The following is a 10,926-nucleotide window of genomic DNA, read 5'->3' as shown; positions in this document are numbered from 1 at the left end:
GCGTTCGCCCGCGGGGACGATCACCACCCGCGGGCCGTCGCGGTGGCGACCCGGCTTCCTGTGCGCCTGGCCAGGACCGGCTGGGGCGGCACGACGTTGACGTTGCCCGCGGGCACCTGGAGGGACCTGCTCACCGGCGGTCTTCACTCGGGCCGGATCCCGCTGGCGCACCTGCTCGGTCAGTACCCGGTCTCACTCCTGGAGAGACATGATCTTTGAGGTCTGGGCGCCGAACGCCACGTCAGTCGAGCTCATGGTCCTGGGCGCGCGCCGCCCGATGTCCCTCGGGGCGGAGGGGTGGTGGTCGACCGAGGTCGAAGGGGTGGAGCACGGCGCCGGTTACGCCTTCATGGTCGACGGCGGCGGGCCGTACCCCGACCCGCGCACGCGGCGTCAGCCGGACGGCGTCTTCGGACCCAGCGCCGTGTACGATCACGCCCGTTTCACCTGGTCCGACCATGAATGGATGGGCCGGGACCTGCGCGGGGCGGTGATCTACGAGCTGCACATCGGGACGTTCACGACCGAGGGCACGTTCCAGGCGGCCATCGAGCGGCTCCAGCATCTCGTCGAGCTCTGCGTGGACTTCGTGGAGATCATGCCGGTCGCGCCCGTCCCCGGCGGGCGGAACTGGGGGTACGACGGGGTCGACCTGTATGCCGTGAACGAGACCTATGGGGGACCCGACGGGCTCAAGTCGTTCGTGGACGCCTGCCACCGGGCCGGGATCGGCGTGATCCTGGACGTGGTCTACAACCACCTCGGGCCGTCCGGGAACTTCCTGCACCCGTTCGGGCCGTACTTCGCGGACTACAAGGGGAGCTATTGGGGCGACGCGGTCAATCTGGACGGGCCGGGCTCCGACGAGGTGCGGCGCTACTTCATCGGCAACGCGGTGCAGTGGCTGCGCGACTACCACATTGACGGGCTGCGGCTGGACGCGGTGCACGCGCTGCACGACAACCGCGCCACCCACCTCCTGGCCGAGCTGGCCGCGGAAGTCGACGCCCTGGCCTGCTCGGTCGGCCGGCCGCTGTCGCTGATCGCCGAGTCCGACCTCAACGATCCGCGCATGGTGCGGCCCCTGGAGGCCGGCGGGCTGGGCATGACCGCGCAGTGGAACGACGACGTGCACCATGCTCTCCACTGCGCGGTGAGCGGCGAGAGCCACGGCTACTACGGGGACTTCGCCGGGCTGCCCGCGCTGGCCAAGGTGCTGACCGGCGGGGTGCTGCACGACGGGTCGTACTCGACCTTCCGCGGCCGCTCGCATGGTCGTTCCTTCGCGGGCGTGCCCGGGCACCGGCTGGTGGCCTGCCTGCAGAACCACGACCAGATCGGCAACCGGCCGGTCGGCGACCGGCTGCCGATCCCGGCGCTCAAGCTCGGGGCGGGGCTGCTGCTGACCTCGCCGTTCACGCCGATGTTGTTCATGGGCGAGGAGTGGGGGGCGCGTACGCCGTTCCTGTTCTTCTCCGACCACATGGAGCCCGCCTTGCGGGAGAGCGAGGCGGAGCGCCGGGAGCGGGAGTTCGACGGGTTCGGGTACGTGTGGGACGCGCCCGACCCGTCGGAGGAGGAGACGTTCCTGCGCTCGAAACTGGACTGGAGCGAGGTGAAGGAGGAGGCGCACTGGTCGCTGCTGTGCTGGTACCGCGACCTGATCGCGCTCCGCAAGGCTCTGCCCGAGCTGTCGGATCCGCGCCTGGAGCGGGTGCGGGTGGAGGTGGACCCGCTCGGGAAGTGGCTGCTCATGTGGCGCGGAACGTTGGCGGTGTGCGTGAACTTCGCGGAGGAGCTGGTGGCGTTGCCGGTGCCCGCCGGGACGGTGCTGCTGACGTCGGACGAGCCTGTGGCGGCGGACGAGGACGGGCTGCGGCTGCCCGGCCAGTCGATGGTGATCTACCGCCCGGCCCGCTGAACCTCACCAACAGCAGCCCGGCCCGTCCTCGCGCAGGAAGAGCCTGAGCCCCGGCACGTCGGACCGTCCTGCCAGCTAGACCATGCTGGCAGGGCGGTCCGACCTGCCGGCATGGACCAGCTGATTACCTTCGGCGCCGGTACTCCCGCTGCCCGCGCCACCGTCGGCAGGTGGCGCACGTCGGGGCCGCAGGTAGGTGAGGACGGATCAGCGGCCGTCGGGCCACAGGACGTACGCGGCGTCCACTGGCGAGTCATCCACAGGCACGCCACAACCCGTCACCCTTTCCACAGAATCCCATTCGCCTCCACCCGCCCCATCCGACATCTCCGATCCTGAGTGCCTCACCAACCCGACGGGATCCGAATCACGATCACGGAGGCCACTCATGAAGATCACCCTCCCGTTGCCTCGCACGCTGACATCCCTGTTCGTCATCGCCATGGAGCACCTGCAGCTCGATCTCGGCTCGTTCGTGCCCTGGCGCGTCGGCGGACCGTACAAGAGGGCCGCGATCAGCGCGATGGCCGGCAGATCCCTGACCGTGACCCATCACGCGGCGCCATGGAAGCCGGTCGGCCCCGCTCTCACGGACGACGACAGGCGCCGCCTCCGCCGTACGAAGCAGCACATCGTGGTGTCCGCCACGGCGCCTCCGCACAAGCTCCCCGTCAATGTGCAGGCGGCGAGAGCGGTCGCCCGGGCCTTGGCCCACGAATGCGACGGCGTCCTGATCGACCCGCTGATCGGCTCCACCATTCTCACGTGCGGCAGATGCGCGGCCGAGCCACCCGGCTTCAGCCTCGGCGACGACTGGCTGGCCTGGGACGTGCAGGTCCACGACGCCGCCACGTGCCCGCCCTGGGACCCGGCCGACACGGCCGTGTGCGACTGCCTGCGCGTCACCTCACGCGGCCTGCGCCGCTTCGCCCTGCCGGAGATCACCCTCGACGGCGCGGCCTGCGCCCACAACCTGTGCGCGACCAATCTTCTGCGCACGGTGGCCCACCGCCTGGTCACGGACCACCTGGCCCACGTCGCGACCCACCCCCACGCCACCGAACGCCAGATAGACGACTTCCTCCGCATCCAGCCATCGGACCAGCCAGACGGCACCGGCCTGTCCTTCGGCGTGCAACTGACCCCGTACGACGCCGACCTGGGCGAGCTGGGCCGCACCGGCAGCATCCGCCGCCTGAAAGTCGGCCCCGCGCCCGGCACGGGTCAGATCACCTGCCTCAAGGTCGGCCCGCCCTCCGGCTTCACCGGCTCACTCAACGACTGGCTCTGCGCCACCCAGGCAACCCACAACGCCACTCTGACAGAGATCGGCTGCCACACCCCGGATCCGGCACAGGTCCTGGCGGCGTAGACGGGCCAGAGCATGTCGAGCGACGACGCCTCCGGCCCGCCTCCACCGCCTTGCCCACGCCGAGAGCTGCCACCTCCAAAGCCGCCACGCCGCCCTGCGTCACGATCCACCCGCGCGCATGCGGCAGTATCGGAGAGCATGAGAGCTTTGTATCCGCCCATCGATCCGTACGACTCCGGCCTGCTCGACGTGGGTGACGGCAACCAGATCTACTGGGAGGTCTGCGGCAACCCCGAAGGCAAGCCGGCCGTGATGTTGCACGGCGGGCCGGGCGGCGGGTGCACCGCCAAGCATCGCCGCCAGTGGAATCCGGAGCTGTACCGGATCGTGCTGTTCGACCAGCGCAACTGTGGGCGGAGCCTGCCGCACGCCAGTGACCCGGCCACCGATCTGAGCGCCAACACCACCTGGAGCCTGGTGGCGGACATGGAGCGGCTGCGGGAGCACCTGGGGATCGACAGGTGGCAGGTGTTCGGGGGGTCGTGGGGCAGTGCGCTGGCGCTGGCGTACGCGCAGAAGCATCCCGACCGGACGACCGAGCTCGTGTTGCGCGGGATCTTCACGTTGCGGCCGCAGGAGTTGCGGTGGTTCTACCAGGAAGGGGCGTGCTACCTGTTCCCGGACCTGTGGGAGCGGTACGTGGCGCCGATCCCGGAGGAGGAGCGGGGCGATCTGATCACGGCGTTCCGTAAGCGGCTGGAAGGGGACGACGCGGACGCCAGGCTGGCGGCGGCGAAGGCGTGGGCGCAGTGGGAGGCGGGCACGATCACGTTGTTGCCCGATCCCGCGCTGGTCGCCGAGTTCGGCGAGGACAAGATGGCCGTGTGCTTCGCGCGGATCGAGAACCACTACTTCCATCACGGTGGCTGGTTCGCGCCCGACCAGCTCATCAGGGACGTCGACAGGATCCGGAACATTCCCGCCGTGATCGTGCAGGGGCGATACGACACCTGCACGCCGGCGGCGACCGCGTGGGATCTGCACAAGGCGTGGCCGGAGGCGGAGTTCCACGTGGTGGACGATGCCGGGCACGCCTACATCGAGCCCGGCATCCTGGACCGGCTGATCACCGCGACCGACCGCTTCGGTGGATCCACGGCGTGACCACGACCTTCATGCCAGGGCGCCGGTAAGCACAGCGGGATCCCGCCTTCAAGCCAGGGCACCGGTAAGCACAGCGGGATCCCGCCTTCAAGCCAGGGCACCGGTAAGCACAGCCGAATCCCGCGGCCCAGCCACGGCGTCCTGCCCAGCGCGCCTGCCAAGTGCCCAGACGGGTTTGCGCGTAGCCACGGCAGTCGCGTCAGCGTGCCGAGCGGAGGCCGGTCAGATAAAGGCGTGCGTGGCGGACGGTGGGGGTGACGGCGCCCACGACCAGCAGCGCGAACAGCGGTGCCAGGGTGAGCCCGATCAGGAAGCCCGCCGCCACGTCGTGTGGATAGTGCACGCCCACGAACACCCGCGAGAACGCCATGACGGCCGCCAGCGGGAACACCACCCACGCCAGAGCACGCCAGACCAGCACGAGCGTGGCCGCCGCACCGGCTGCGATCACGGTGTGGTTGCTGGGGAAGGACCAGTCGTCCGCGGGCGGGCAGTCGGCGATCGTCGCGATCCCGCCCCGGCACGGCCGGTCCTCCCTGACGAAGATCTTGATGATCTCGCTCACCACGTACGCGAACACCACACCGGCCGGACCCGCGATCACCAAGGCCAGGTCGCGGGCAGGAGCCTGCCACGCGCGTAGGGCGGCCGCCCCGAACAACGCCACGAACACGAATAACCCGGCATCGGTCCCCACTTCGGCGAGCGTGTGGAGCCAGTCGGGCGTGGTCAGAGCGAAGCCGATGATGTCGTTGTACACACGTGTCCAATCCGTGAACGGGCAATGGACACGACCTTACGAACAACAGCCGTCACATGCTTCCCTCTAATGGAGGAATGTCGGGTCATATCTCGGCCAGACGGCCGATGCCCCCGATATGACGAAAGTCAGGCGGGCAGCTGGCGGACCAGGGCCGCGTGCTTGCTCTCCAGCTCCGCCCGGGTGATGAGCCCGCGGTCGAACGCCTCTGTGGTGGCGTCGCGCTCGGCCGCGTAGTACGCCGCCATGATCTCGCTGCGGAGCGGCGTGAACCCGCGCTCTACGCAGTCGGCGAAAATGGTGACCTTCTGGTCGACGACGTCCGCAGCCACCGTGCACGCCAGATCGTGCTCACGAAGCTGCTGAACCGCTTCACGAAGGGTGATCGGGCCCCGGGTCCCGTTGAAGCGGACGTCAAGAGTGATCTCCACTGTTTTGCTCCTCCGAAGGTTTACAACGTTCGATTCAAGGCCGCGTATTCCCAGCTCAGAGCGGGTAAGAGGGCTGTCGTGATCGGTGAGCACGTGATCGTCGGCTATACCAGCGAACCGGGCGGGCGGGAGGCCCTGGCCCTCGGTGCCGCGATGACGCGGGTCACCGGCGGCGAGCTCACGGTCGCGACGATCTACCCGCCGGGCAGCCCGGGGCTGGCGGTCGAGGCGCAGGCCAACCTGGCGCATGCGGCCGAGGAGCTCGGGCGGGCGCCGGCCGAGTACATCACGTACGAGAGCAGGGGCGCGGGCCGCGGGCTGTCGGTGCTGGCCAGCAGGATCAGGGCCGACCTGATCGTGGTCGGCTCGACGGACGGCGGGCAGCACGGCCGCATCACCCTCGGCGCCACCTCCGACCACCTGCTCCACCTGTCGTCGGAGGCGGTCATGGTGGCGCCTGCCCAGTACGTGCCATCCGACGGGCCTGGCCGCCTCACGCTGGCCTATGTGCACCGTCCGCAGTGTGATGCCGCGGTCGAGCGGATGGCGCAGGCGGCGCTGCGGCTGGGGGTGCCGCTCCGGCTGATCACCTTCGACCTGCGTACCGAGGATCAGGGCAAGCTCAGGGATGATCTCGCGCTGGCCGTGCGGCTGGCCTGGGAGAGCACGGGGATCGAGGCGGAGTCGGAGGTCGCCGAAGGGCACGACGTGGCCGCCGCCATGGCCGACGTCGAATGGCTGCCCGGCGAGTTGCTGATCTGCGCCGCGAGTGAGGACGCGCAGCCGCACCGGGTGTTCCTCGGCGAGCTCGCCATGAAGATGTTGCGGGCGTCCCCCTGCCCGGTCACCGTCCTGCCCCGAGGCTTCTCCTGAGCGCCAAGGCATCCGGGCGTCCAGGCCGTGGTGGTCTCGGCCCACCGGTGCAACGTCCGGCGACGAGCAACTGCCCGGCCTGGTGCAGGCCGGGCAGGTGCGCCAGATGGGCCGTGGACGCGGCCGGCTCGCCGGTCGCCGCCTCGTCCAGAGGCGCAACCCGAAGCGGCGAAGGTTACGTTCGAGCGACCCTCTCGTACAGCTCCAGGTAGCGATCGGCCATGACCGACGGCGAGAAGCGGCGGCGGGCCTCCGCGCGGCACTCCTCAGGGTCGAGCTCGTCCACCCTCAGCACCCACTCGGCCAGCTCCTCCTCGGTGTCGGCCAGGAAGCCCGTGCGGCCGTGGTCGATGATCTCAGGGAGGCAACCGCGGCGCAGCCCGATGGGCGGCACCCCGAGCGCCAGCGCCTCGACGACGGCCGTGCCGCCGGGCTCGTCCCACTGGATGGGGAAGAGCGCGGCCCTGGCCGAGGCGTACAGGTAGTCCCTGGCCGGGCCGGCCACCGCGCCGACCCATCTGACCAGTTCGTCGTCGAGGTAGCGGGACACCTGGTCGAGGTGGTAGCGGACGTCCGGGTGGCCGTACAGCGGGTGGTAGGGGTTCTGGGCGACGACGTCCAGCTCCGCCGAGGTGTTGCGGCCGCTGACCGGTCCGGCCAGCACCAGCGGCAGCCCCAGCTTCTGGCAGAGCCTGGCCGCCACGTGCTGGCCCTTGAGCTGGCAGATCCGGCCCATCACCACGAAATGATCCCCGCGCGTGGCCCGCAGCTCGCGGTCGGTGAGCGGGGTGGCCAGGTGGATCGCGCCGAGCGAGGCCGCGCGCAGGGCATCAGGGGCGCGGGCGAGCTGCGATTCCGAGACGCCGTTGACCGCGATCGACGAGGGGAACGCGCCGTAGAAGTCCGGGTGTTTACGCAGGTCCCAGTGGAGGGTGTGGAGAACCGGGGGCCCGCCGAGCGCGGCCAGGATCGCGGGCCCGACCACTTCCAGGTGGTCGTGGACGAGGTCGATGTCGTCGCGGGCGCGCAGCTCGGCGACCAGCCGCGCCTGGTGCGCGTGCGCGATGCCCATGACCTGGTTGTACGGCTTCTGCAGCTCCGTGAACTGGCCCTCGTCGTAGACGCTGATCAGCTCGTCCACGTCGAGCGTGCTGGCCCCCACGGAGGCCAGCACCACGTGGACGCCCCGCTCCCGCAGCGGGGGCACCAGCGTGGCCACCACGTTCTCGATCCCGCCGTAGCCCGGGGGCGGGACCGTGAGCCACGGCCCCGCGTTGATCAGGACTTTCATGCCACATCCTCCTCCAGTACGAGGGAGGCGAGCGGAGGTCGCTCCGCCACGGCCACGTCCGCCAGGTCCGCGTCGCCGTCGAGCCCGAACTGCAGCAACGTGTGCGCCGGCGGTTCCGACGCCATCACGCGGCCCTGGCGTTCCAGGCGGGACCAGGCGGTGAGCATGATCTGCCCGGCCATCCGGCCGAGCGCGGTCATCGACTGGTGGGTGTGTGTACGGCGTCCCAGGTCCACCTGGGCCATCGCGTCCAGGCCGACGAGCTCGAGCAGGTCGACGAGGAGCCCGAACTCCACGCCGTACTCGGTGACGAACGGTACCTGTTCCAGCACCGCGCGCCGGGCGGCGTACTCACCGCCGAGCGGCTGGGCGAATCCGGCCAGCTCCGGCCAGAACATGTTGATCAGCGGCCGGGCCACCAGCTCGGTGACACGCCCGCCACCGCCCCGCTGGACGGCGCCGTCCGAGCCGATGTACGGCCGCTCGTACGTGGCCTTGACGAAATGGGTGTCGGCGTCCACCAACAGCGGTCCCACCAGGCCGGATATGTAGTGCGCGCCGAAGCTGCGCAGGTCGGCGTCCACGAACACGACGATGTCGCCGCTCGAGGCGGCGAGTCCTTTCCACAGTGCTTCGCCCTTGCCCGTCAGTTTGGGCAGTTGGGAGAGCACCTCGTTCTGCGCCACCACACGCGCGCCCGCCTGACGTGCCCGTTCGGCGGTCGCGTCGGTGGAATTCGAGTCGACCACGAGGATCTCGTCGACGAGCGGCATGCGCTCGACGAGGTCGCGGCGGATGGTCGTAACGATGTCGCCGACCGTGCGCTCCTCGTCGCGAGCAGGCAGGACGACGCTCACCGTGGTGGTTCCCTTGGCCAGCATTAAGGCGTCGGCGGGCCACTCGGCTGCTGTGCTCGAGTGTGGGCCGTACCACTCCTGAACCCTGGACAAGGCTCGCACATCTGTCTCCATGCAGTCAGCCCCGTTCTCAATGAGGTCACGACACCTGCCCGATCTATCCGGACTTGAACATGTTGTTTGGTCGCGACTGGATGTGGCATATGCGAGGTTGTGTCCCCTATGACCCGCGTCGGCATCGTAGGTGCCGGAAATATCGCCGCTCGCCATGCAGACGTCTTGTCCGGGTTCCCCGATGTCACGATCGCTGGAATCGCCGACACAGATCACCACAGGGCCGAGGCTCTGGCCTCCAAGCATGGCTCCCCCGCCTATGGCGGCCATGCCGACCTGCTCAGTGCCGGCGGTCTGGATGCGATCTACGTCTGTGTGCCTCCTTTCGCGCACGGTAACCCTGAACTTGATGTTTTGTCGTGCGATCTCCCGATATTTGTGGAAAAACCACTGTCACTCGATCTCCAGACCGCTGAATTGATCGCATCCGAAATAGACCGGAAATCTCTTCCGTCCGCGGTCGGCCACCACTGGCGCTACCTGGACATCGTGGAGCGGGCCCGCGAGCTGCTCGACGGCCGCCCGGTACGCCTCGCGCTCGGCCACTGGCTCGACAAGATCCCCCCGGTCGCCTGGTGGCTGAACCGGAGCATGTCCGGCGGCCAGATCGTCGAGCAGGCCGTCCACGTGCTGGATCTGGCCCGGGTGCTGGTGGGCGAGGTCGCGATGGTGCACGCGGTCCCCGAGGACAACACTCATGACGGCGAGGTGGACCGGGCCACGGCCGCGGTGATGCGCTTCGCCGGCGGCGCGGCCGGCCTGCTGGCCACCTCCTGCCTGCTCACCCAGAAGCACCGGGTGGGGCTCGAGGTCTGCGCCGACGGCATCGCCCTGGAGCTGAGCGAGACCCGGCTGCTGGTCGACGGGCAGCGCGCGATCGAGGACGACGGCCAGGCCAAGATGCGGGTGGACCGGGAGTTCATCGATGCCGTCCAAGGCAAGGACGCGGACGTGCGCGTGCCGTACCGTGAGGCTCTGCGGACCCACCGCCTGGCGCTGGCGCTCGCCCGGTCCGCTGCCGAACGGAGGCCGGTGATGCTGGATGAGTGAGGGAGTGCCGGTGCCTCGCGACCGAGCCGCCGAACGGAGTGAGGCCATGAACACCGTTCTGAGCATTGAGGCGCCCGGGGAGGTGGCGCTGGTCGAGGAGAAGCTGCCCGATATCCCCGAGGGCGGGTTCATGGTGGCGACCACGCACAGCGGCGTCTCCGCCGGGACCGAGCTGACCTACGTCAAGGGCACCAACCCCTACCTGACCTCGACCTGGGACCAGGCGCTGGGCCTGTTCACCGAGGGCACCCCCTCGGTCGAGTATCCCGTGCGCGGCATCGGCTACATGCAGGTGGGCCTGGTCGTGGAGACACGCACGCGGGCCGTGCGCGAGGGCGCGCTGGTGGCGATGTGTTACGGGCACCGCACGGCGTACGTGGCCGACCCGATGGAGGACCGGTTCGTCGAGCTGCCCGACGACCTCGACCCCTTGCTCGGCATCTACGTCGCCCACATGGGCCCGATCTGCGCCAACGGCCTGTTGCACGCGGCGCACGACCTGCACGGACCCGCCGTGCAGCAACTGGGCGACGGTGTACGCGGGCGCCGGGTCGTGGTCATGGGCGCGGGCGTGGTGGGCTTGCTGACCGCCTGCTTCGCCAGGTCGGGCGGCGCGGCCGAGGTCGTCGTCGTGGACGAGACCCCCGCCAGGCTCGCGGTCGCCGAGGAGCTCGGCATGAACGTGATGGCCACCGGCGACGACCCGGCGGTGGCGCTGAAGCGCCGTTGGCGGCACGGCCCGGGCGACCGCGGCGCCGACGTGGTGTTCCAGTGCCGCGGCCAGCCCCGTGCCCTGGCGCTCGCCCTGCGACTGCTACGGCCGCAGGGCGCGCTGATCGACCTGGCCTTCTACACGCAGGGCGCGCAGGAGGTGCGGCTCGGCGAGGAGTTCCACCACAACGGGCTGACGGTGCGCTGCGCCCAGATCGGCCGGGTGCCGCGCGGACTGGCGCACGCCTGGGACAGGGAGCGGCTCTCGCACGAGACGATCGCCCTGCTCAGGCAGCACAGCCGAGCGCTACGCGAGCACCTGATCACTGACATGGTCGGCTTTCACGAGGCCCCCGGATTCCTCGCCGATCTCGCCGCCGGCCACCGCCAGACCATCCAGGCCGTGCTCTGCGACGACATCGAGGAGGAGAGCGGCTGACCA

General features: G+C 69.8%; 10 protein-coding genes and 1 pseudogene. 7 read left to right on the top strand and 4 right to left on the bottom strand.

Annotation, left to right across the window (positions count from 1 at the left end; genetic code table 11):
* From ETD86_RS06085 to pip, 4 genes and pseudogenes are all read left to right on the top strand, one after another.
* Window positions 1-219: pseudogene (locus tag ETD86_RS06085) on the top strand (malto-oligosyltrehalose synthase); the annotation flags it as partial.
* Window positions 209-1,921 (top strand): malto-oligosyltrehalose trehalohydrolase, encoded by a 1,713-nt coding sequence (gene treZ / locus ETD86_RS06080; RefSeq protein WP_138665107.1) that lies wholly within the window; start codon window positions 209-211, stop codon window positions 1,919-1,921. The pseudogene ETD86_RS06085 and the gene treZ, both read left to right, overlap by 11 nt.
* A 388-nt stretch (window positions 1,922-2,309) precedes the next feature.
* Window positions 2,310-3,293, top strand: a complete 984-nt coding sequence (locus ETD86_RS06075) for a hypothetical protein (RefSeq protein ID WP_138665106.1) — start codon at window positions 2,310-2,312, stop codon at window positions 3,291-3,293.
* A 138-nt stretch (window positions 3,294-3,431) separates the two neighbouring features.
* Window positions 3,432-4,397: a prolyl aminopeptidase gene (gene pip / locus ETD86_RS06070; protein WP_138665105.1), complete on the top strand. Its 966-nt coding sequence runs from the start codon at window positions 3,432-3,434 to the stop codon at window positions 4,395-4,397.
* Between the two features lie 199 nt (window positions 4,398-4,596).
* Here the strand turns inward: pip and ETD86_RS06065 are convergent, their stop codons facing one another.
* Both ETD86_RS06065 and ETD86_RS06060 read right to left on the bottom strand, forming a co-directional pair.
* On the bottom strand, window positions 4,597-5,157 hold the full coding sequence (locus tag ETD86_RS06065; protein WP_138665104.1) for a phosphatase PAP2 family protein: 561 nt from the start codon (window positions 5,155-5,157) through the stop codon (window positions 4,597-4,599).
* 128 nt (window positions 5,158-5,285) lie between these two features.
* Complete coding sequence (locus tag ETD86_RS06060; protein ID WP_138665103.1) at window positions 5,286-5,588, bottom strand: hypothetical protein; 303 nt, start codon at window positions 5,586-5,588, stop codon at window positions 5,286-5,288.
* 78 nt (window positions 5,589-5,666) lie between these two features.
* Here ETD86_RS06060 and ETD86_RS06055 point away from each other — a divergent pair, with 78 nt between their 5' ends.
* Window positions 5,667-6,461, top strand: coding sequence for a universal stress protein (locus tag ETD86_RS06055; protein WP_246147675.1), 795 nt, complete (start codon window positions 5,667-5,669; stop codon window positions 6,459-6,461).
* Window positions 6,462-6,636: 175 nt separating this feature from the next.
* Here the strand turns inward: ETD86_RS06055 and ETD86_RS06050 are convergent, their stop codons facing one another.
* Window positions 6,637-7,752 carry a glycosyltransferase gene (locus ETD86_RS06050; protein WP_138665102.1) on the bottom strand — a complete coding sequence of 372 codons (1,116 nt, stop codon included), beginning with the start codon at window positions 7,750-7,752 and terminating at the stop codon, window positions 6,637-6,639.
* Entirely contained in the window at window positions 7,749-8,702 is a 954-nt protein-coding gene (locus ETD86_RS06045) for a glucosyl-3-phosphoglycerate synthase (protein WP_246147679.1), read from the bottom strand. Before ETD86_RS06045 ends, ETD86_RS06050 begins: the two co-directional genes overlap by 4 nt.
* Before the next feature lie 129 nt (window positions 8,703-8,831).
* Between ETD86_RS06045 and ETD86_RS06040 the strand changes: the two genes are divergently transcribed.
* Window positions 8,832-9,773, top strand: coding sequence for a Gfo/Idh/MocA family protein (locus tag ETD86_RS06040; RefSeq protein ID WP_138665100.1), 942 nt, complete (start codon window positions 8,832-8,834; stop codon window positions 9,771-9,773).
* A gap of 46 nt (window positions 9,774-9,819) precedes the next feature.
* Window positions 9,820-10,923: a zinc-binding dehydrogenase gene (locus ETD86_RS06035; RefSeq protein ID WP_138665099.1), complete on the top strand. Its 1,104-nt coding sequence runs from the start codon at window positions 9,820-9,822 to the stop codon at window positions 10,921-10,923.
* Window positions 10,924-10,926 lie beyond the last annotated feature (3 nt).

This window comes from Nonomuraea turkmeniaca (assembly GCF_005889735.1).
Taxonomy (GTDB): Bacteria; Actinomycetota; Actinomycetes; order Streptosporangiales; family Streptosporangiaceae; genus Nonomuraea; species Nonomuraea turkmeniaca.
The sequence above is the reverse complement of the archived record's forward strand: the minus strand, read 5'-3'. Positions and strand labels throughout refer to the sequence as shown.